Consider the following 22,806-nt stretch of genomic DNA (forward strand, 5'->3'; position numbering starts at 1 on the left):
CGAATTAGTTAAGAACAAAAGACGACTTATTTTAAAGTCGTCTTTTGTTTTCTAGTAACATATTTAATTCTTTTGCATCTTTTTTTCTTTTCAAAAATGATATTAACCAAGAGAGTATATATATCAAAAGTATACTTTCGAGAAAATCAGTAGTTGGGAATTTTTCTATCCACTTGTTATATGTAGATATAAGATAGACAACTAGAATCATCAGAGAAAAATGAATTGCTAAAGCGAAAAAATAGCTAATTCTTTCGATGTCAAAGATGTATGTAAAAATCCCTGCGCAAGCTGAGATTATAAGAACACTTATAATCTCAGCTTGTGTAATATATATATTATTACCCCTGGATAGTAAAATTATCATATATACAAATGAACCAGTTCCTAAACCACTGTATAGTCGATCTTTTAGTTTCAATAAAGTCTTTCCCTTCATATTTTTTGCAGTTTAAAGCTAGGATTATTTAATTTTGATTGCATATAAAATGTATAGAGGATTCCTCCAAAAAATAAACCTACAGATAGTCCGCTTATAGCAGAATACATTATGTTAAAAGAGATATTATCATAAAATGATGATGAAATTCCTAAAGATATATTTAAAAGATATTTTACAAAAAAATTAACTAAGATGATTATTAACGGAAGATAACATTTCTTTCTGAACATTGCTGTCTCTTTTTTGAAAAAAATTTGATATTTTTTATACAATAAATATCCGATTAAAATACCTGGAAGAATGAAAAATGTATAGCTTATTAAACAATATCCTAAGTAAGAGAACTTAGTAATAATTTTATCAAAACCCCATATCATGAAAATCATGGGAACAAGAAACATTTTAGATAAATTAACTTGTCTTTCTTGAGAAATAGCAATACCTCTTCTTATTAAAAAGTATAATAATATCCATACCCATAACGGTGTTCTCATAAGTACTTCTTTAATCATAATATACATTATATTCTCTCCTTTGATTTGTGTTAACTCAATATTTACATCAAAAGAGATATAAAGAAATACTATTAAGCATAAGTGGTAAAAATCAATACATAAGTGGAGAATTAGAATATTTTGTTAAAGTCTTTTTTAAAGAAGCAACATATTTTCTTGAAACAATTACTTTTTCCCCATTTGAAAGTAGTGCTTCTAGATTTCCGTTTGGTTTAGCGGAGAATTTATTTAAAAAATGAATATTAATAATTATAGTTTTTGAAATCCTAGTGAAATTATCTGGAAGATCATGTTCTAATTTGTATAAAGGATTTTTTGTTTCAAAGATATTTTTTTCGGTATAAATAAATACTTTTCTTTCAAGATATTCTAAATAAAAAATAGTTGAACAACAAATTTTTTCTTGTTCATTGTTTTGAGTAGACTTTGCTATTAGATAGTTGTCAGAATTATTCTCTAGTATTGATACCATATCTAAAATAAAAGATGTTACTTTGTGAATGTAAAAAGTACAAGATTCTTCTTTAAGTTTTTCAATAATTTTAATGTTTGTTTTCATTTGATACCTATTTTTCTTTCTTTAATATAGATTTAAAAATTATTTCTAAAATTTATTTAACCAAAAAAAGTAAAATAGAACAATTAAAATAATTATTTTAGGGTTCTCACCCCATCGCTATCAATCTAACAAATAAACATACTCCAAAACGAAAAGCGGTATTCTTATATTCTATCGTTTACCAAATGAGTCATATATTCGTTTCAAGAAGCAACTCTTAATAGGTTATTCAAAAATGGGGAAAAGCGCCATTCTTTCGGTATAAATTCAAAACGAAAGGATGGCGTTTTTGTATGCATTTATCAATTTCTGATGAATTACAATTGTTTTCTAAAGAATTACAGCGATATATGTCATCACATGCTTTAGATCAGTTAGCTAGAATTAGGATTTGTTCAACGAAAAAATAAATACCGTGCATTTAACTTAACGATTGATGAATTACGTTGTATGAATGAAAGTCCTTTCAGATTTTTGAGGGGACTTTTCTGTATTTCTAGATGTACGGATTATCAAAACACATGTAGGTTAGTTGAATAAAGGTATTTATAAGATTAAGATAAAGTAATAATTGGGAATTTTCAAAGGGGGAAGTTTCATGAATGATAATAAAGCTTTAATTATTGTAGATGTGCAAAAAGCTTTTCATGATAAAAAGTGGGGAGAGCGAAATAATTTAAACGCAGAGGAAAATATCAATAAAATATTACAGTTGTGGAGAGAAAAAGGATGGACGGTAATATATATAAAGCACGAGTCTGATAATCCTAATTCCGTATTTTATCCGAAGAATGAAGGATTTGCTATAAAGGAAATAGTTAAACCAATTGATGGAGAAGTAATTATAACAAAGAAAGTAAATAGTAGTTTTATTGGTACTAATTTAGAAGAGTTTTTAAAAGAAAATAAAATAACAACAGTTGTCATAACTGGTTTAACTACACCTCATTGTGTATCTACAACAACAAGAATGAGTGGTAATTTAGGTTTTCATACATATCTAATTTCGGATGCAACAGCGGCATTTGGTATGAAAGATCAAACTGATAAATATTATGATGCAGAAATTATACATACTATATCTTTAGCTACATTGCATGATGAATTTGCAACAATACTTACAACAGATGAACTAATAAATGATTTGATCAAATAAGTTTAAGTGACAAGATACGAATATTATTAGTAGACAGACAAAAAGAATGAGCGTATTTTGAAAAAGATTGTTCAAAATACGCTCTTACAATATTTTATGCAAGTATTCTTTTATACAAAAATCTAATCGTTTTTTGTATTTTTTGTTCAACTAACACCCGTTTGTTTAATCATACTGTTATTATGATTTTGTTGGAGTTCCTTGATGGAAAAACATTTTCCATCTTCCATCTATCAATTTCCAAATGGAACTGCGTAAAGTATTCTGCATTCTTGTTTCATCTTTTACACGATATGTCACCAGCACCGTATCTTCTGATAAAGGGTATATTTCAAAATCAGAAAGGGTCATTTTCCTTACACTAAGTCCTTCTTCACCAACCGCATCCTTTTTATACCAAACATTCCCTGAACTCCCAAATTCAAAAAAATCATCTGCAAGTAACTTGTCTAGTTCTGCTGGTGATGTACGAGTTCCAGGTTCTAACAACTGTTGCTCTAGTTCACATAAATGCTCTTTTAATACAGATTGATTCTTCATTTTACCCCTCCTATATGTTCATTATTGTACCGATTTTTTCTAGTTATCGTTCAACTAAACTATCCTTTAGTGTAATAAGAAAAGAAAAGCCCTGCATTTTCAATACAGGACTTTGATCAAAATTTTTTATAAACGCTCAAATTTTATCTAATGTCTACAGATATGTAGGGTTATGTTATTTGTAAGTCTATAAAGTATTTATTTTTCATTTAGCTATTAATAAGCTTATATATTAATAACAGTGTAAGAATTGTTCCTGTAAGAAACATATAGTTAGGAAGAAATTTTAACACCCAAAGGGAAGTCATAATTGTAGATACTAATAAAAAAGGCAGCCATTCTTCATGTTTGAACTTTTTTTTGTTAAGTAGAACAATTATATATCCTATTAAGGGAATAACTAAGCATATCGTATATAAAAATTTATTTCGTAAATACCATGGCCTTTGGTTCATATTTTTCTCCTATGTAAATTTAATCATATTGTATATATGTGAACCAACAAAGTTAATTCATGTAGAATTCGCTTTGTTTTAAATCATAATTAGAAAGATACCTAAACTTATAATTAGTAGAGATCCTCCAAGTTGAATGATCCAGAATGGCGCAACTGTTGTTTTTATAGGTACACCGTACTTCGAAAATCTGAAACGAAGACTTTTATACATATTAAAACCACCAATAATAATCAGAAATATACCAAGTATATAAGAAAATGAGCTCATAATTTAGCACTCCTCGTTCTGTTTGATATTGTGGTTTGGCCAGTAAAACCCCTACCTCAAGATTCAGAGAAAAGCGTTGTCCAACTCTAGCGGCTAGAATCTCCGGTCGTTTCGCCCACTCGGACGAGGCAAAAAGCGCCTCTCTGTCGGGTGCTCCAACGTCCTGTGATTCTGGGCGAGCCGCTTCCGCTTTTCTACAGAAGGTAGGTGGGGGATAACTGCCCGTAAAAGCCCGATTGGTGAGAGCTTTCCATCAGTAGGAGATGAAAAAACTCTCCACTGATCGAAGTTTCACTTTATTATTAAATTAACATAAATTGTAATTTTCGGGAAGGTGTTAAACTGCTGATACATGGTGCTATGTTAACTAAATACATGTGTTATTACCGTGTATTTGTATAATATGATAAAATTTAACTGTTAAGATTTTGATAACTTTTATGTGATTATTATATAAAGGGGTAAACATTTATGAATATTACAATAAACGGACAAACAATCAGTACAGATCGGCTTTATATGAGAAAACTAAGTTTAGAAGATATTGATGATATTTATGAAATTGTTAAAAAAGATGAAGTAGGTAAATGGCTGGCCTCTTCTAAAGGAATGACTAAAGAAGAAACAAAAATTTACGTTGAGAAATTTGTGAATCACTGGAATCAATATGGATTTGGGGTATGGGCAATATTAGATAACGTTACAAAGAAAATTATAGGTCATTGCGGATTAAGGTATATAGATGAAAAAGAAGAAGATATTGAGATTATGTATCTATTAGACCCTGAATGTTGGGGGAAAGGTTATGCAACAGAAGCGGCAAATGCATCTATTCATTATGCTACGAATTCAATGAAAATTAAAAAATTAATTGCCAGAATTAAGGTTGCAAATGCTAAATCAAGTAAAGTATTAGAGACACTTGGATTTGAATTTACTGGTAATAAGGATTACCCAGGAAAACAATTATCACATTATGAAATGAAATTAGGATTGTAAACAATTTTTAAATATAAAATGAAGAAAGGAATCTTTTTATGGATTCCTTTTTATTGCTGTTTTGGATAACCCTTTAGATATTTTCGTTTAAATGGCTAAGCTTATCAGTATTCGCCACCATGTAAATGGAATTGATTTTCCCTTCTTTAAACTCAAATGAAACTACGTAGGCTAGGTAACCGTTAATCATAATAACAACCCCTGGTCCACCGTTAACTTTTTTAAATTTGAACACTGCACCTTCAGGTAACCTTTTGATTACATTCAAGAATAGGTGTGAAATTCGATCCGCAGTATAAATAGGTTTAAGTGCAGTTGTAACTTTCCCACCACCATCTGCATAAAAGATTGCGTCTTTCTGCAACATTTGAATCATTTCTGAAATTTCACCGTTTTGCAATGCCGTAGTGAACCTTTCTACATAGTTACTAAATTGCTGGTAATCTTGTTGGTAAACATTCGGTTCATATACAAGGCTTTTCTTTGCTCTATGAAATATTTGCCGACAGTTTGTGCTGCTTTTATCCACCATAGAGGCGATCTCATCATAGTCGTATTGAAAGACTTCTCGTAAAAGAAACACCGCTCTTTCAACTTCAGATAACTGTTGCAACAACATTATATAGGCGGTGGATAAAGATTCCTTCATAAAATATGAATTAGCCGGATCATCAAGGTAATCTTCCACAATCGGTTCAGGAAGCCATGTGCCCACATAAGTTTCTCTCTTGTGGGCAGCAGACCTTAAGTGATCAATACAACAATTGGTCGTAATTTTACACAAATAGGCTTTTACGCTTGTAATGGACTTGGAATCTTTAAGTTTTGCAAAAGTAACGAATGATTCATGTACAATATCTTCTGCATCCATCACACTTCCTAGCATTCGATATGCTAGAGAAAAAAGCAGTGGCTTGTAATCTTGATAAATTTGTTCTAATTCCATCTTCTTTTTCTCTTGATTCATATTAACACCCAATCTTTTTTCAATATGTGTAATACTGCACGTTTCGCGCTTGCAACAGCTGCATCGACCAATAATTCCTCGTCTCCTGCCCAATCTCCTGCTATATAAAGGCCCTTTATTTCTGGAACTGCTGGACCAGGTTTTTCCGTTCTACCGGTATGAGGAAAATTATGCACAACGGTTATTTTAGGTAAATATTGCTGTTCGACCACTTCTTTTCGCCAGCCTGGATGAAGCAAATCCATTGTATGTTCCAATTGCTGTTGATCTGTTCGAGAATCTGTTGAACTTCTATTTAAATCATGATATTTAACCAAGGAAACTACGGATGTTCCGTCATTACTCAGCTTCGCGGCCCTAGATTGATTTGTAAAGGCGACTGGTTGGTCAAGTCCCAGCACAAATTGATGATTTATATTAGGCAACGTTTTTAATCCTAAATCGTAGCAGGATGCGGTTACAGGAATTGCTTCCTCCTTCCAATGATACAGGGAGGTTTTTTCAACATGGGGTACAAGGCGACATGCCTCGTTAGGAGGTGTTGCAATAATCACACTTTCTACATCAAACGATTCTCCATTCGTACAACTCACTCGTTCAACTTGGCCATTGTGGTCAATACTATTCACATTCATAGATTCAAGAAGTTTAACACCGAAACTAACAGCTTTAGACCTTAATTCGGTTACAATAGATTCCCAACCATTATCGACATAGAGAACACCTTCTTTCATCCCCCTCTGGAGCTGTCTCAAAACTGGATGAGCCAGCTGTATACTTGGAGCATATGTTAGAGTGGTTAATCTACATAATGCATAAAAGAAGTGGCGTACCATTGGATCAATGATTTCTCTTTCTGCCCAAACTTGCACGCTTTCATTTGAAACCGAATTCACATCCATTTTACTGAGATGAAACATAAGCTTTGCAAGACGGACCTTCCCTAAACCATTAAGAAATTGCTTCGAAAATAAGGAACGTAAACCCATCGGTACTTGATAAACCTCATTTTTCCAAATAACATGTGCACCCGTAGACGGTTCATTTCCCTTGATTGTAATCCCGAGTTCATCAAATATTTTCATTGCTTCACCGCCTTTATAAAGGGCATGTGCACCTAGGTTCATGAGAACGCCATTTTTATTAATGGTCATCGACCGTCCTCCGTATCGGTCTGATTTCTCAAGTACCACTACCTTCTTACCTTCCTTTGCTAGAAAAAGAGCAGCTGTTAATCCAGCAAACCCACCACCAATAATGACGACATCAAATTTATTCATTTAAATTCCTCCTATTCTTTTCATTAATCAAGACGGATAGAGGGTTTCAATTGTGACAAAAAAACTTAATTTATGAAAACCTTTTTTTAGCCGAATATAAGAACCGGTTTACCTGTGGGATATATTCATCTAAAATCGGCAAGGATACCCCTACTTCAATCGTGTGCAGGGCGTATCCCAACGATAAGTGGGGGAGGAATTGCCGTCAGATAAGATATGGTACGTTAAAAATCGTAAGATTTTGTACCATATTAAGTATCTGAAACTTCCACCTTGCCTCCTCCTTCCTCCTATTTAGGTTATTTAATTTCACTAAGATTTTGTTATACTATATTTAGTGAAAGATGGTGAGAATAATGTCTACAATTACTGCGAAAATACAAATCTATGTTTCTGGAAATCAAGCTGAAAGCCTAAAGATAACAACTAACGCTTATCGTAAAGCTTGTAATTGGCTATCAAAGCATATCTTTGAAACAAAAAATCTAAATCAAGTAAACTTGAATAACTTGTACTATTCTAACTTACGAAATCAGTTTGGACTAAAAAGTCAAATGGCTCAATCTGTTATGAAAACAGTGATTGCTCGATACAAGTCAGCTAAATCAAATGGACATGAATGGTCTTTAATTGAATTTAAACTTCCAGAATATGACCTTGTTTGGAATCGTGATTACTCATTAACTCAGAGCCAATTTAGTGTAAATACACTTGATGGTCGTCTTAAATTGAATTATGAACGCAAGGCTATGAAAAAATACTTTAATAATACTTGGAAGTTTGGAACTGCTAAACTTGTGCATAAACATAAAAAATGGTTCTTACACATTCCAATGACAAAAGAATTTGCTGAATTAGATTACGCAGATGTAAACAATATTGTCGGTATTGACTTAGGAATCAACTTTCTTGCTACCACTTATGATAGTCAGGGGAAAACTACTTTCTACAACGGAAATGTTGTTAAGCATAAGCGTGGTAAGTTTAAAGCTACTCGTAAACAGGTGCAAATGCGACAAACACCGTCTGCTCGTAAAAAACTAAAACAAATTGGTTCAAGAGAAAACCGTTATGTAACTGATGTAAACCATCAAATTACAAAGGCACTCGTTGATAAATACCCTAGAGGTACTATGTTTGTTTTAGAGGACTTAACAGGTGTTCGTTCCGCAACTGAAAAAGTACGAGTGAAAGACCGCTATGTTTCTGTATCTTGGGCTTTCTACCAGTTCCGTAAGATACTGGAATATAAAGCAGAAATGAACGGACAGAAGGTAATTGTCGTAGACCCAAAATATACTTCGCAAACCTGCCCTAAATGTGGGCATATCAAGAAAGAAAACCGTAATAAGAAATTACACACATTCTGTTGTAAAAACTGTCAATACAAGTCAAATGATGACCGTATCGGTGCTATGAATCTACACCGTAAAGGGATTGAACATATTGGTGTAGTTACTACAGGAGTATAGCTCTTGTAGTAAGGGCAAAGTCAACCGTCCTTATGTTCCACCACACCAAGGTAGGAGAGCGTTGCTCGTCCGCACTACTGGGTAGGAATAAGCGTAGTTGCTCTCTATGAGGGTAGGAGCACTGTCGAACTCTGACAGACGCAAGCCCCCACTTCAAACGACCCGTAAGGGTGTTAAGTGGTGGGTTGTTGACTATTGGACATATGGTGGCACAATTCGCAGATGCTACCTTTACTAAATAGTTATTTCATAATTTAGCCCTTTAACGGAATAACATGACTGGCGTTCTTGAACATTTTTATTGCAAATGTAACGATTTTATTTAAAATTTTGACAATTATTTACCTTTTTTTAATAGTTTCTTAAATGGAAATTCATATCCGAGTGTTATTTTAGAAGGGTAATTTTGTATGAAGGAAATAGTGATGTATAAAAATAAGCGTAGGAAAGGGAGAGTATGATGAAAAAACTTAAGTTTCCTAAGTATTTTAACGTTTTAAGTGTTGCTGCATTAAGTGCTTGTCTCGTTTTATCACCTATTACGATTCATGCTGCTGAGCAAAATGTATCACAGGAAAATGATGACCATTCTAGCAAGGAAAAGAATGGTGTAAATAAAGTAAACGAAAAACATTCCGTTAAGAGTCTAAGGTTTATTGGAGAAAAACAAATTCCGCTCAATGAGAATTTTGAAGGAACTACTGTGGGTGGTCTTTCAGGAATTAGGTACGATTCTAAAAGTGACACATGGGTTATGATAAGCGATGACAGATCCAGTTATAATCCTGCGCGTTTTTATAATGCTAAGCTCGACTATAATCTCAAAGATTTTCATTCTGTTCAATTGACCGGAGTGAATTTTTTAAAGCAAGCTGACGGAAGCGTTTATCCGAATCAAACACAATACGCTACTCAGGGCGGAGAAGTTCCAGATTTTGAATCTATAAACATTGATCCGTTAGATGGGAGTATTTGGTACACGAGTGAGGGCGATCGTTCTCTTGGCTTAAATCCTTTCGTGAACCATGCCACTCGTGATGGACAATACTTGTCTACATTGCCTCTGCCGAAAATGTTTAAAGTATCACCAACACAAGAGATTGGATCGCGTAATAACCTGAGTTTTGAAGGTTCTACGTTTGCACCCGACGGTAAGTCGCTGTGGGTTGCAATGGAAGGTCCATTATATCAGGACGGGCCTATACCTACTACAAACTCCGGGGCACTTTCACGGATTACTCAATACGATCGCAAAGGGAATGTACTAGGACAGTACGCATACCCTGTTGATCCAATTCCAAAAGCGCCAGCGCCTGGTAAATACGCAGATAATGGCGTGTCAGAAATCCTTGCGGTAAACAACCACGAGTTATTAACAATTGAACGCTCTGGTGTACAAGGTGAGGATGGAAGCTTTAAAAACTATATTCGTATTTACGAGGTTGATCTTAACGGAGCAAGTGATATTCGTAATATAGATTCGTTACAAAAAAGCAAATGTAAGCCTGTGAAAAAGCGTCTGATTCTAGATTTGAACACATTAGGTTTATCTAAACTTGATAATATCGAAGGCATCTCTTGGGGCCCTAAACTTGCAAACGGGAACGACAGTCTTGTACTAGTTTCAGATAATAATTTCAACTCTAGCCAGGTAACACAGTTCCTAGCATTTGAAGTATTGTCAAACAAGGCACCTATCAAAAACTGAAGGCTTACATAAAGTGAAACTTCCGTCAGTGGGGATCTTTTTCATTTCCCACTGACGGAAAGCTCTCACCAATCGGGCTTTTACGGGCAGTTATCCCCACCTATCTTCTTCGCTTTTCTCTGCATCTTGAGACGGGGATCTTACTGCCCGTTAATGCGGGATAAAAAGGTGTCGATTTTTTTCATCCTCCACCTCAATTTTCTCTGAATCTTGAGGTGGGGGTTTTACTGTTCCATTAAAAAAATGATATGTTATGTAAATCTCACATAAATATGATATACAACATTGTATTTTACAGACAGTTTAACTTATGAGAAACAGAATTAAATATAATGCTAATAAAGGAGGGAATCATGAGAAATTTTATTATATTTGGAGCAAGCAAAGGATTAGGAGATGCTTTTGTGAAAGGATTACCTGATAGAGGCGATAAGGTGTGGATCGTCTCTAGAAGTCGCCCAGAGAGTTTGAAAATTAATGATGGAATCCATAGAATTTGGATAGATGCTGACTTATCATTACCTACTTCATGCGATAAGATTGCTCGTTTTTTAAATGACGATATCATAGATGTATTAATATATAATGTCGGAATATGGGAGAAAAATGGATTTAGAGATGATTATAATTTTGAGAAAGATGATCCCCAGGAAATTGCAGAAATTATCAATGTTAATGTAATCTCCTCAATTACTTGTATACAAAGGCTGTTGCCTAATCTAAAAAAATCAGAAAATGGGAAAATTTTGCTGATAGGTTCAACAGCTGGTCTAGAAAATACTGATTTTACGCAAGTTTCATTTGTGGCTTCAAAATTTGGATTGCGCGGTATCGGCAATTCTTTACGGGAGCATCTAAAGAAGTATGGCATAGGTGTAACATGTATCAATCCAGGTGAAATAGCTACACAAATTCCTTATGAAGACGGTATAGAAAAAGTTATATCGACTTATAATGGCACACAAATTCCACTCCAAGATATTGTTTTATTAGTTAGATGTGTAATTAATCTTTCTAAGGCTTCTTGTGTAAAAGAAATTAATATTCCAGCGATGTTTGAAACAAAAGTCTAATTAATCAGTTGAATTCCTTAAAGATTAGATACTTAACTACCGATAACAAGAATTATGTAAATGGAAAATCCCTTCAGATATCCTGAAGGGATTTTTAAAAATTTCACGCTACACAGAAAACATCTTTTCAGTTTACAACTATTTTTTAATAATCTAATATTTTTTTCTATAGTCTAAAATATTTTTTTAATGAGACAGGAGAAAAGTATCAATTGCTCTTATTGAACTAACCGGCAGATTAGTTCAATAACTTTAGTAACTTTACGCTGAAGCATACGACCGACAAGTATGAAGAAATATACAAAAGCCTGGTGGAAGAAACAATCTTTCAGGAGTAAAAGGAGGAAAAACTATGTCCAATAACAAAAGACCAAGAAGAATAATTTTAGATTTAGCAGTTACTTTAGATGGATTTATTGAAGGGAAAAAAGGGGAAGTAGACTGGTGCATCATGGACTCTGATATGGAGTTCATTCATTTCTTACATCATATTGATACTATTTTATACGGAAGAAAAAGCTATGATTTATGGGGGCAATATACTCCAGAAAATGAAGATTCTGATACCGAAAAAGAAATTTGGAAATTAGTTCATAGTAAAGAGAAATATGTGTTTTCCAGAACGCAAAAAAGGACTGATAATAAAGTAACATTAATAAATGATAATATTTCCGAAGAAGTAAATAAATTAAAGAATAAGCCTGGTAAAGACATCTGGCTTTATGGCGGAGCGAGCCTTATTACAACTTTTATCAATTTAGGGCTTGTTGATGAATTTAGATTATCTGTTCACCCTGTTATTTTAGGAGAAGGAAAACCCTTGTTTATTGATATAAAGCAGAGGGTGAATCTAAAACTGGTTCATACAAAAAGGTTTTCCTCTGGCGTTGTTCAACTATGCTATCATCTTAATGACAAATAATGATATGGAAAATCCAAGGGCGTAGGAAAAATGTTGTTATGGTAAATGAGGTCATTGGTTGTACAAAAAAGGATAGATGTAAGCAGGTATTCCTCCTTGTTCATCTATCCTTTTTTACACGATTCAATTTTAAAGGTTTCTAATCATTTTCTTGATTTTTAATAAAACATTTTTTCAAAACATGTTTTTTCTATTTCATCTTCATCGCGATTTCCAAGTCCAAACAATAACCCAAATCAATGCACAAGATAGAATCCGAAAATCAGTTTCGTAAATGTAAAAACTTACCGAAATTTTATTTTTTGCTCACGTTACCATTTAGAATGCTCTGGCATTTCCTAATTTTTTGTTTGATTTGCCGATTGTCAAAAAAATAAACTTCTGTACCTGCCCAAATAAAAACCCAACACACAATGCTTAATACTCCTGCAGTATAAGCATGAGTGCTTGAAAGCTTCAGGTATATCAACCCAACAATAATACCAAGCACAAACAAAACAATAGCCTTTTTGACATTTCTAGCATATGTATATTCCTCTTCGTTCAAGAGGTTAGAAAAAGTGTTAACTGTGGCAGTCTTCAATGACTTTTCGTCAAAATCATTCTGACCTAAAAAAAATATGTCTACTTCTTTTCTTTTGCCGCTGTGCAGCTTTGACAAAAGAAAATCTTCAAGGTCAGAGCTTAGGTGAACATCATCTGAGCTATAATATCTTGAAAATGGGGTGTCAGTTTCATCTAAATAGATATTTATACTCAACTCATCTTTCATGTTACCCCTCCTTTAACTCCAATTTACTAGTTGAAAGTCAACCTTTTACCAGTATAGTATGGTCAAGATAGCAACAATTCTTACGAAAACGGGGTTATAAAAAGGAAAAGCTGAAATATCTTATTTTAATCAAAATAAGATATTTCAGCTTTTCTTTTTGGATGTCCAGTTTGAAGAACTTTTCCGGATGCTCTTCTTACATATATATAAATGTATTTTAGGGCGTACTCTATCTATATGATAAATAATTTTGAAAAATAAGTCTATATTTTTGGGAATTTTCTTATTATATTTAGGCTACTGAGCTCAGTGAAATTTACGTAAGTACTATATGAAAGGGGCATATATATGAGATCTAATCATGTTCCAGTTTTAATTATTGGAGGAGGTTTGACAGGGCTAACTTCTGCATTATTTCTTGCGCATCATAAAGTTGATTATTTACTGATTGAAAGGCATGCGACGACTGCTATTCATCCGAAGGCAGGGGGCATTACTTTTCGTACGATGGAATTATTCCGAGAATTAGGATTAGAAAAAAACATTCGCGCCGCAGGAAAGCCACTAGAGAACTGCCGCGGAAGGATTGCTGTAAATACAATGGCTGAAGCAGATCATGAAGAGTTAAAAAGGGTTAGAATAGCTCAGGCCGAAAATGATGAAAGTATGTCTGAAATCATTACAAAGATTAGCCCGTCAAAGGTAACAGCTTGTTATCAAATTGATTTAGAACCGATGTTGCTGCAAGAGGCCCAAAAATTAGACGGGAAGCTGTGGTTTAATCATGAACTTGTTTCTTACAAGCAAGATGATATAGGAGTAACTGCTATTGTACGAGATCGTGAAACGAAGGAAGAACAGATGATTCATAGTGATTATTTAATTGCGGCAGATGGAGCCAAAAGTTCTATACGTAAACATGCAGGTATTCCAACTACTGGTCGCGGTAATATCGGAGGGCATTATATAAACATTTACTTTGAAGCGGATTTGAGCGATCTCATACAAGGAGATGCCTTTGGTTTTTCTATGATTTTACATCCTGAAGTTTTAGGTGCACTTATTCCAGTTAATAATAGCGATCGGTGGATTTATCATGTTGCGTATCATCCTTTAAAAGGGGAAACACCAGAAGATTTTTCTGCAGAGCGTTGCCAAAAAATTGTTCAAAAAGCCATGGGGATGCCAAATCTGAATGTGAAAATACTAAGCATTTCACCTTGGGAAGCGACAGAAAGTACAGCGGTACGTTTTCAGGATAATCGTGTTTTTTTAGCTGGTGATGCTGCTCATCTTATGCCGCCTACGGGAGGATTTGGTTCAAATACAGGTGTTCAAGATGTCCACAATTTAGCTTGGAAATTAGCTGCGGTTATACATGATCAAGCGAATCCGAAATTACTAGAAACCTACCATGAAGAGAGGTATCCCGTTGTACAATTAACTACGGATTATGCAAGCAGTATATTGCTCCGTGCTGCGAATAAAGAAGAGGATAATCTGAATAACATGGATAGCCTAGCTATTACTGTAGGTTACAAATACCGTTCGGCAGCAATTATCGATCAAGATTCAACCCCACATAGGATGGATTTTTTAGAGCTCAGCGGAAGACCCGGTACACGAGCTCCGCATATGTGGGGTACTTATGAAGGAAAGCGTATTTCCATACTTGATTTACTGGGGAGAAACTTTGTACTATTTACTGGTTCAGAACATAACTCTTGGTCAACTGCGGCACAAACTGTTGCTTCTCATTTAGGAATAAGCATAAATGTGTACTGTGTTTGTCCAACAGGAGATTTTGTTGATCAGGACAATATTTTTGGGATGTTATATGGAGTAAATCCTGAAGGGGCTGTGCTCGTAAGACCAGATGGATTCATTGGATGGCGTACAGAAGAAGAAGTACTAACCCCTGACTTAGTACTTGAAGAGGTGATGAATTGCATATTATGCAATTCATCTGTAAATGATAAATAATTTTGAGCGCTGTATTTAAAGTTTTTAGATATACTGCTGAGTTAGTAGAGGCTCTTTACATTTAGAGAGCCTTTTTTCATATAAAGCATCCGATAGTTTATTAACGTTTAGAATCTTTAGTAGCATTAAGTTTTGAGATTCTTTTACCATCTTTATAGTCAAGACAAGAAACTTCAATCAACAATCCATTAAATACTGTAAAGTAGAAGCCGTAACTACTACCTCTCATCTTGTAAGGTTCTTTATCTATTTCAATACCGCCCTCTATTAAGCGATTATATACTTGATCAACTTTATTTGGTTCTTCTACTAAGAAACCAATATGAAAAGCTTCTGGATATATCGCATCTTTTCCCCCTTTAAATGCTTTTGGATCACTTAATACAAGAATAAACCCATCATTATCACTCATTACTGCAAGAGCTTTTCCTTTCTCTTCTAAGCATTGAAAATCAAAAAATGTTTCAAAAAAAGCTCTCGCTGCCGATAAATCATCAACACATAAATTCAAATGATTCAGCTTCATCTACTCATCTCCTTTTCATCATATTTATATTTCAGGCATTTCCTCTTTTAGAACACTTTAGCGTGTAAACGAAAGGATGCCATACTCCAAGAATCATCTTGCGAATTTTGTACGTTAAGGCTAAATCCCTCATAAGAAGTGTCGATTTTTTTTAGTGCACAAATGAAGTAAAAGAGTTCCATAAACAAGTAATATATGATAAAATGAAATAGAAACATATGTTCTGTTTTTGTTTTGTGGTTACATATGTTTATGACTACTAAACATTTTAGAAAGAGGTGTTTGTGATGATTTTAGGTATTAACCCTTATTTAGTGACGAATGGTAATGGGCAAGAAGCGGTTAAGTTTTATGAAAATGCATTGGATGCAAAAGTGGAAAGCCTTCAAACGTTTGGAGGTATGCCAGAAAATCCGGAGTTCCCGATTCCTGCTGAGGCAAAAGATCGTGTGTTACATGCACATTTAAAAATTGGGAATACGGATCTGATGATTTCTGATACGTTCCCAGGTCAGCCGGACGAAGTTGTTGGATCACAATTGACTATAGCAATTCACATACAAGGTGCAGAAAAAGCAGAAGAGGTATTTGCAAAATTACAGGACGGCGGTCAAGTCATCATGCCGCTTCAAGAAACTTTCTGGAGTCCGTTATACGGCCAATTGAAAGATAAATTCGGTGTACAATGGCAAGTTTCAACGGCTGCTTGCCAACAATAATTCATATAAGCAGGAGCTGACCACAAAAAAAGTCAGCTCTTTTTATTTTTGTTGGATTGGAATAAAGTTTGATTAAAATGGAACTGCAAACGCTGAATGTATATAGCTTCGGAGAATTCCAACCTTCAAATAATTGAGATAACACTCATTTTCTAAAAGCTTTCCTCATCCTTTTTTGGCGTTATTAACTGCTTGTTCTCATCCCCCCATTGACATGGATGATTTGACCAGTGACATAACTCGAATCATCACTGGCTAAATACACATACGCTGGGGCAAGTTCATACGGCTGACCGGCTCGCTTCATTGGTGTCCCATAACCAAAACTCATCATTTCTTCAGCAGGAAAACTTGAAGGGATGATGGGTGTCCAAACTGGTCCTGGCGAAACACCGTTTACACGAATTCCATCATTCACTAAGTCGAGGGCTAGTGATCGGGTAAATGTAATAACGGCTCCCTTTGTTGTAGCGTAATCAAGATTTCCCTGCTGTCCTTCATATGCGGATGCGGATCCTGTATTTATAATCGAACTACCTTGTTTTAAATAAGGTAAAGCGGCCTTCGTTAAATAAAAAAAAGAAAAAATATTGGATTGAAAAACTCGTAGAAGTTGCTCACCGGTAATTTCTGTTATTCGGTCTTTCGGGAAAGATTCCGCACAGTTATTTACAATAATATCTACTTTACCAAACGCATATAAGGTTTGCTGGACCACTTGATGGCTTGTTTTTTCTTGTCCTAAATCTCCAGCGATGGCAAGGCAACGTTGTCCTAGTTGCTCAACACGCTGTTTCGTTTCTAGTGCATCAATATGCTCATTTAAATATGCAATAACAATATTTGCCCCTTCCTTAGCAAATGCATACGCAACTGCTCTTCCAATCCCGCTATCACCACCTGAAATAATGGCTACTTTTCCCTGTAATTTGCCTGCTGCCCGATAGGTGCCGATTTCTGAAATAGGTCTTGGTACCATTAAGTATTCAAGACCTGGATGAAATGGCTGATGTTGAGGAGGGAATTGAACGGGTATCTTTTCTGTTCTTATTACGTATTGTTGTTGGTTCATTTCTCTTCTCCTCTCAAGGTCTCTTTTGTTAACTTATGCCTAGAAGGGGAGTTTCGTTCATTCCTCTTAATTTAATAATTTAGTGATTCATACAGCCTAATATCTGTCAAAAATGAAGGATACATATACAATTCTTCGATATGATCTAGTTTCAGTGGCCCGGCTACTCGCATGTCGAAGCGTCGATATCTTTGCCCCCGTCTAAAAAGACAGGTGTTTTCATTGTACTATCTTTTCTTTTTCCTTAATTTGTGTACTATAAGAAATAGGAAGACATAAAGAAGGGGATTTTCGAATGGAATTTCATGAACAAAAAATATTACCAGCTGTTCGGCAAATAAAAGATTTAGAGAAACTGTTACATAGTTCGTATGAATATATTGTAGTTTTAGATATTCATGTCGCTCAGTTGAAAAGTGTAGTGACCCTTGCGAAGCAGCATTGTAAAAAAGTGTTTTTACATGTTGATTTAATTCATGGCTTGCAAAGTGATGGGTATGCAACGGAGTATGTTTGCCAAGAGTTTCGGCCATATGGTTTGTTATCTACGAAATCAAGTGTGATTATGAAAGCGAAGCAAAAAGGTGTCGTTGCGATTCAACGCATTTTCTTAATTGACTCTAGTGCAATGGAGAAAAGTTGTGCTCTTTTAGAAAAGACAAAGCCAGATTACATTGAAGTGTTGCCGGGGGCTTTAACGGACGTAATTGCAGAAATGAAGGAACGGACTGGAATATCTATTTTAGCAGGTGGATTTATTCGTACGGTTGATGATGTGGAAAGGGCGTTAGAGGCTGGTGCAACAGCGATTACAACGTCGAAAAAAGAACTATGGAAACATTTTCATAAAAAGTGACGAAAATGTGAAAAAATTTAATTGACACCGCTTTCATTTACGGTTAACATTATAAACAAGTTAATAAACGTGACGGAGAAAAGAAGAGATCCACATTTCATTGTTTCTATATTTTTATAGAAACGTGTATTTGTGGATTTTTTCTTTTGAAAAAAATGAATGGCCATTCAATTTGTCTCTTTCACTGTAAGCGTTTTAATTTGATTATGGAGGGATTATATGTCACCATTTTTAGGGGAGTTAATAGGGACAGCATTACTAATCATTCTTGGCGGCGGCGTTTGTGCTGGTGTAAGTTTAAAGAAATCATTTGCGCAAAATTCAGGATGGATTGTGATTACAATGGGATGGGGCTTAGCGGTTTCAGTAGCTGCATATGCAGTTGGATCAATTAGCGGAGCACATTTAAATCCAGCGGTAACAATTGGACTTGCGTTTAAAGGAGCATTTCCTTGGAGCGACGTACCTATGTATATCGCAGCACAAATGATTGGGGCAATGATTGGAGCAGTTATCGTATATTTACATTACCTACCACATTGGAAAGAAACAGAAGATGCAGGCACAAAATTAGGCGTATTTGCAACAGGACCGGCAATTCCAAATACATTTGCAAACCTTTTAAGTGAAATTATTGGAACTTTTATTTTAGTACTTGGTATTTTAGCAATTGGTGCAAATAAATTTGCAGATGGTTTAAATCCGTTTGTTGTTGGTTTCTTAATTGTAAGTATTGGTTTATCATTAGGAGGAACAACTGGCTACGCAATCAACCCAGCACGTGACTTAGGGCCTCGTATTGCACACTTCCTTCTACCGATTCCGGGAAAAGGCGGATCGAACTGGAAATATGCATGGATTCCGGTTGTAGGACCGATTTTAGGCGGATCATTAGCAGGATTATTCCATCAAGTTGTATTTGAAGGAAAGCAAAACTCAGCACTTATTTATGTAACAATTGCAACGGTGGTTATTCTAGCAATCTCTTATATGACAAGCAAACAGAGCGGAAAAAATACAAATAGTAGAAAAGTAGCATAAGGGGGAAATAGATATGGAGAAATTTATTCTTTCATTAGACCAAGGAACAACAAGTTCACGTGCGATTCTTTTTAATAAAGAAGGTAAAATTGTACATGTTGCGCAAAAAGAATTCACACAACATTTTCCAAAACCAGGTTGGGTTGAGCATAACCCGCAAGAAATTTGGGGATCGATTTTAGCGGTTATTGCAAGCTGTTTAAGCGAAGCAAACGTAAAACCAGAGCAAATTGCGAGTATCGGGATTACAAACCAACGTGAAACAACAGTTGTATGGGAAAAAGAAACAGGAAAACCTGTATACAACGCAATCGTATGGCAATCTCGTCAAACAGCTGAAATTTGTGATGAGCTAAAAGAAAAAGGCTATAACGATATGGTTCGTGAAAAAACAGGTCTTTTAATTGATGCATACTTCTCTGGAACAAAAGTAAAATGGATATTGGACAACGTAGAAGGTGCAAGAGAGAAAGCAGAGCGCGGTGAGTTGTTATTCGGAACAATTGATACGTGGCTTGTATGGAAACTATCTGGTGGTAACGTTCACGTAACAGATTATTCCAATGCATCTCGTACATTAATGTACAACATTCATGAATTAAAATGGGATGAAGAGCTTCTTGAAATGTTAACAGTGCCAGCAAGCATGCTTCCGGAAGTACGTCCATCTTCTGAAGTATACGGTCATACAGTTGATTATCATTTCTTCGGTCAAAATGTACCGATTGCGGGTATTGCAGGTGACCAACAAGCGGCATTATTTGGTCAAGCTTGCTTCGGTGAAGGTATGGCGAAAAATACGTATGGAACAGGCTGCTTTATGTTAATGAACACAGGTGAAAAAGCAGTAGCATCTGAGCATGGCCTATTAACAACAATTGCATGGGGCTTAAACGGAAAAGTAGAATACGCATTAGAAGGTAGTATTTTCGTAGCGGGTTCTGCAATTCAGTGGCTTCGCGACGGACTGCGTATGTTCCAAGATGCAAGTGAAAGTGAAGTGTATGCAGCTCGTGTTGCATCAACTGACGGTGTGTATGTTGTACCTGCATTTGTTGGACTTGGAACACCTTACTGGGATAGTGAAGTACGCGGCGCTGTATTCGGTTTAACACGCGGTACGACGAAAGAGCACTTTGTACGTGCAACGCTTGAATCGTTAGCATATCAAACAAAAGATGTATTATGTGCGATGGAAGCTGATTCTGGCATTGAATTAAAAACATTACGCGTTGATGGCGGCGCAGTGAAAAATAACTTCTTAATGCAGTTCCAAGGCGACATTTTAGGTGTGCCAGTAGAGCGTCCAGAAGTAAATGAAACAACAGCTTTAGGAGCAGCATACTTAGCGGGTCTTGCAGTTGGATACTGGAAAGATCAAGAGGAAATCGCAGCACAGTGGAATATGGATAAGAGCTTTGCGCCAGCAATGGAAGCGAGTACAAGTGAAGAGCTATATGCTGGCTGGAAAAAAGCAATTGAAGCAACGAAAGCTTTTAAATAATGATAAACAGTGTTATAATGATGATAAGTTAATAATTCGGTAGGAGATTTGGAGAGACCACAACACGCTATAGAAGCAATTCTATGGTGATGTTTGTGGTCTCTTTTTTTCGTAATTAAAAGGAGGAATTACCATGAAATTCTCAAGTAAACAACGTCAAAATGTTTTAAATGAAGTAAATAAACAACAGTTAGATATCATTGTTATCGGCGGAGGAATCACAGGATCTGGTATTGCATTAGACGCGGCAAAACGCGGATTATCAACAGTTGTGTTTGAAATGCAAGACTTTGCAGCGGGTACATCAAGTCGTTCCACGAAGCTTGTTCACGGCGGTTTACGTTATTTAAAACAGTTTGAAGTGAAAATGGTGGCTGAAGTTGGGAAGGAACGTGCAATTGTATATGAGAACGGTCCCCACGTAACAACACCAGAGTGGATGCTGCTTCCGTTCCATAAAGGCGGTACGTTCGGTGCATTTAGTACATCAATTGGTCTTCGCGTATATGACTTTTTAGCAGGTGTTAAGAGAAGTGAGCGCAGAAAGATGTTTAGCCGCGAAGAAACGATGAAGAGAGAGCCGCTTGTGAAACAAGATGGCTTAAAAGGCGGCGGTTACTACGTAGAATATCGTACAGATGATGCACGTTTAACAATTGAAGTCATGAAAGAAGCGATTAAGCATGGTGCAAAAGCAGTCAACTATACAAAAGTAGACGGGTTCTTATACAAAGATGGAAAAGTATGCGGCGTACGTGTAGTCGACTTATTAGACGGAAAAGTATATGAAGTGTACGGTAAAAAGATTGTCAATGCAGCAGGACCTTGGGTAGACACGCTTCGTGAAAAAGACAATTCGAAAAAAGGGAAAGTATTGCAGTTATCAAAAGGTGTTCACCTTGTGATTGATCAAAAACGTTTCCCATTAGGGCAAGCAATTTATTTTGATACACCAGATGGACGTATGGTATTTGCGATTCCGCGCGGAGGTAAAACATACGTAGGTACAACAGATACATTTTACGATAAAGATGCGGCAGTGCCAAAAATGACAACAGAAGATCGCACCTATATTATTAATGCGATTAACTACATGTTCCCGAGCGTAAACATTACAGAGAAAGATATTGAATCAAGCTGGGCAGGCGTTCGTCCATTAATTTATGAAGAAGGAAAGAGTGCATCTGAAATTTCTCGAAAAGATGAAATTTGGACTTCTGAATCTGGCTTAATCACAATTGCCGGCGGAAAGTTAACAGGATATCGCAAAATGGCGGAGATGGTTGTCGATTATGTAACATCTCTAATGCAAAAAGAAGGTCACGGTTCATACCCTGTAAGCTCAACGAAGCATATGCCAATCTCTGGCGGTCATGTTGGCGGTTCTAAAAACTTCCCAACATTTATTGCGAAAAAAGCACAAGAAGGAAAGAAATTTGGTTTAACAGTAGAGCAAGCAGAACAATTTGCAAAGTTCTACGGTTCAAACGTTGATGTTCTCTTCGAATTAGCGAAAGAATATAAAAGAGAGGCAGAGCGCTACAATATGCCGCTTGACGTACTTCTGCCACTCGTATACGCAATGGAATTTGAAATGACAACAAAGCCAGTTGATTTCTTCGTACGCCGTATGGGAGCAGTGTTCTTTAACATTCACTGGGTATATAAATGGAAAGATGCTGTAATTAATTATATGGCAGCGACATTAAACTGGAGCGGAGAAGAGAAGCTGAAGTATGCTGCTGAATTAGACGCAGCATTAACAGACGCTGTCGTTCCGGTTGATCAGCAAGAGCATGCATCTGCGCTGGCGTAAAAAGCATTTCTAATTAGTTAAATAAATATACACGTTTTGTTAACTAAAACCCGAATTGTAGAGTACACAATTTGGGTTTTTTATTAGTAAAATGGTGCCGAAATCGACATATATACGAATCACATATGATATTTTTTTACAAAGTACACGTGTACAAAC

Annotated in this window: 22 protein-coding genes; 12 read left to right on the forward strand and 10 right to left on the reverse strand. The window is 35.6% G+C overall.

The features are described 5' to 3' along the window. Positions 1 to 31: 31 nt before the first annotated feature. The 3 genes from AB1284_RS03275 to AB1284_RS03285 form a co-directional block, all read right to left on the reverse strand. A complete protein-coding gene (locus AB1284_RS03275) occupies positions 32 to 439 on the reverse strand; it encodes a DUF3021 domain-containing protein (protein WP_429751698.1) in 408 nt (135 codons plus the stop codon). Beyond that, a complete protein-coding gene (locus tag AB1284_RS03280) occupies positions 436 to 963 on the reverse strand; it encodes a hypothetical protein (RefSeq protein ID WP_429751697.1) in 528 nt (175 codons plus the stop codon). Before AB1284_RS03280 ends, AB1284_RS03275 begins: the two co-directional genes overlap by 4 nt. Before the next feature lie 85 nt (positions 964 to 1,048). Next, on the reverse strand, positions 1,049 to 1,516 hold the full coding sequence (locus AB1284_RS03285) for a LytTR family DNA-binding domain-containing protein (protein WP_429751695.1): 468 nt from the start codon (positions 1,514 to 1,516) through the stop codon (positions 1,049 to 1,051). Between the two features lie 598 nt (positions 1,517 to 2,114). On the opposite strand from AB1284_RS03285, the gene AB1284_RS03290 reads away from it, so the two are divergent. Then, positions 2,115 to 2,672, forward strand: a complete 558-nt coding sequence (locus AB1284_RS03290) for a cysteine hydrolase family protein (RefSeq protein WP_429751693.1) — start codon at positions 2,115 to 2,117, stop codon at positions 2,670 to 2,672. Between the two features lie 180 nt (positions 2,673 to 2,852). Here the strand turns inward: AB1284_RS03290 and AB1284_RS03295 are convergent, their stop codons facing one another. Next, on the reverse strand, positions 2,853 to 3,212 hold the full coding sequence (locus tag AB1284_RS03295) for a DUF4440 domain-containing protein (RefSeq protein WP_429751691.1): 360 nt from the start codon (positions 3,210 to 3,212) through the stop codon (positions 2,853 to 2,855). 533 nt (positions 3,213 to 3,745) lie between these two features. Further along, entirely contained in the window at positions 3,746 to 3,937 is a 192-nt protein-coding gene (locus AB1284_RS03300; protein WP_429751690.1) for a hypothetical protein, read from the reverse strand. 471 nt (positions 3,938 to 4,408) lie between these two features. Here AB1284_RS03300 and AB1284_RS03305 point away from each other — a divergent pair, with 471 nt between their 5' ends. Beyond that, entirely contained in the window at positions 4,409 to 4,936 is a 528-nt protein-coding gene (locus tag AB1284_RS03305) for a GNAT family N-acetyltransferase (RefSeq protein WP_429751688.1), read from the forward strand. Between the two features lie 73 nt (positions 4,937 to 5,009). On the opposite strand, the gene AB1284_RS03310 is transcribed toward AB1284_RS03305, so the two are convergent. Next, complete coding sequence (locus tag AB1284_RS03310; protein WP_429751686.1) at positions 5,010 to 5,882, reverse strand: RNA polymerase sigma-70 factor; 873 nt, start codon at positions 5,880 to 5,882, stop codon at positions 5,010 to 5,012. A gap of 17 nt (positions 5,883 to 5,899) precedes the next feature. Next, positions 5,900 to 7,183 (reverse strand): phytoene desaturase family protein, encoded by a 1,284-nt coding sequence (locus AB1284_RS03315; protein WP_429751684.1) that lies wholly within the window; start codon positions 7,181 to 7,183, stop codon positions 5,900 to 5,902. A gap of 356 nt (positions 7,184 to 7,539) precedes the next feature. On the opposite strand from AB1284_RS03315, the gene AB1284_RS03320 reads away from it, so the two are divergent. The 4 genes from AB1284_RS03320 to AB1284_RS03335 all read left to right on the forward strand — a co-directional run bounded on the left by AB1284_RS03320 (position 7,540) and on the right by AB1284_RS03335 (position 12,358). Continuing rightward, entirely contained in the window at positions 7,540 to 8,655 is a 1,116-nt protein-coding gene (locus tag AB1284_RS03320; RefSeq protein ID WP_429751682.1) for an RNA-guided endonuclease InsQ/TnpB family protein, read from the forward strand. A gap of 460 nt (positions 8,656 to 9,115) precedes the next feature. Continuing rightward, entirely contained in the window at positions 9,116 to 10,363 is a 1,248-nt protein-coding gene (locus tag AB1284_RS03325; RefSeq protein ID WP_429751680.1) for an esterase-like activity of phytase family protein, read from the forward strand. A 353-nt stretch (positions 10,364 to 10,716) separates the two neighbouring features. Continuing rightward, positions 10,717 to 11,436 (forward strand): SDR family NAD(P)-dependent oxidoreductase, encoded by a 720-nt coding sequence (locus AB1284_RS03330; RefSeq protein WP_429751678.1) that lies wholly within the window; start codon positions 10,717 to 10,719, stop codon positions 11,434 to 11,436. 352 nt (positions 11,437 to 11,788) lie between these two features. After that, on the forward strand, positions 11,789 to 12,358 hold the full coding sequence (locus AB1284_RS03335; protein ID WP_429751676.1) for a dihydrofolate reductase family protein: 570 nt from the start codon (positions 11,789 to 11,791) through the stop codon (positions 12,356 to 12,358). 295 nt (positions 12,359 to 12,653) lie between these two features. Here the strand turns inward: AB1284_RS03335 and AB1284_RS03340 are convergent, their stop codons facing one another. Then, the gene (locus AB1284_RS03340) at positions 12,654 to 13,130 is read right to left on the reverse strand and encodes a hypothetical protein (RefSeq protein ID WP_429751674.1); all 477 of its coding nucleotides are present in this window, start codon (positions 13,128 to 13,130) and stop codon (positions 12,654 to 12,656) included. Between the two features lie 348 nt (positions 13,131 to 13,478). Here AB1284_RS03340 and AB1284_RS03345 point away from each other — a divergent pair, with 348 nt between their 5' ends. Then, positions 13,479 to 15,113: an FAD-dependent monooxygenase gene (locus AB1284_RS03345; RefSeq protein ID WP_429751672.1), complete on the forward strand. Its 1,635-nt coding sequence runs from the start codon at positions 13,479 to 13,481 to the stop codon at positions 15,111 to 15,113. 100 nt (positions 15,114 to 15,213) lie between these two features. Here AB1284_RS03345 and AB1284_RS03350 read toward each other — a convergent pair whose 3' ends face one another. Continuing rightward, positions 15,214 to 15,639, reverse strand: coding sequence for a VOC family protein (locus tag AB1284_RS03350; protein ID WP_429751670.1), 426 nt, complete (start codon positions 15,637 to 15,639; stop codon positions 15,214 to 15,216). Between the two features lie 287 nt (positions 15,640 to 15,926). On the opposite strand from AB1284_RS03350, the gene AB1284_RS03355 reads away from it, so the two are divergent. Next, a complete protein-coding gene (locus tag AB1284_RS03355; RefSeq protein WP_429751668.1) occupies positions 15,927 to 16,358 on the forward strand; it encodes a VOC family protein in 432 nt (143 codons plus the stop codon). Between the two features lie 184 nt (positions 16,359 to 16,542). Here the strand turns inward: AB1284_RS03355 and AB1284_RS03360 are convergent, their stop codons facing one another. After that, the gene (locus AB1284_RS03360) at positions 16,543 to 17,430 is read right to left on the reverse strand and encodes an SDR family oxidoreductase (protein ID WP_429751666.1); all 888 of its coding nucleotides are present in this window, start codon (positions 17,428 to 17,430) and stop codon (positions 16,543 to 16,545) included. 295 nt (positions 17,431 to 17,725) lie between these two features. Here AB1284_RS03360 and AB1284_RS03365 point away from each other — a divergent pair, with 295 nt between their 5' ends. The 4 genes from AB1284_RS03365 to AB1284_RS03380 all read left to right on the forward strand — a co-directional run bounded on the left by AB1284_RS03365 (position 17,726) and on the right by AB1284_RS03380 (position 22,647). Then, a complete protein-coding gene (locus AB1284_RS03365) occupies positions 17,726 to 18,286 on the forward strand; it encodes a glycerol-3-phosphate responsive antiterminator (protein WP_429751665.1) in 561 nt (186 codons plus the stop codon). Between the two features lie 219 nt (positions 18,287 to 18,505). Next, entirely contained in the window at positions 18,506 to 19,327 is an 822-nt protein-coding gene (locus AB1284_RS03370; protein WP_429751663.1) for an MIP/aquaporin family protein, read from the forward strand. A 13-nt stretch (positions 19,328 to 19,340) separates the two neighbouring features. Further along, positions 19,341 to 20,831, forward strand: a complete 1,491-nt coding sequence (gene glpK / locus AB1284_RS03375; RefSeq protein ID WP_429751661.1) for a glycerol kinase GlpK — start codon at positions 19,341 to 19,343, stop codon at positions 20,829 to 20,831. A gap of 133 nt (positions 20,832 to 20,964) precedes the next feature. After that, entirely contained in the window at positions 20,965 to 22,647 is a 1,683-nt protein-coding gene (locus AB1284_RS03380; protein WP_429751659.1) for a glycerol-3-phosphate dehydrogenase/oxidase, read from the forward strand. Positions 22,648 to 22,806: the final 159 nt, after the last annotated feature.

The organism is Bacillus sp. S2(2024), from assembly GCF_050474045.1.
Lineage (GTDB): Bacteria > Bacillota > Bacilli > Bacillales > Bacillaceae_G > Bacillus_A > Bacillus_A yunxiaonensis.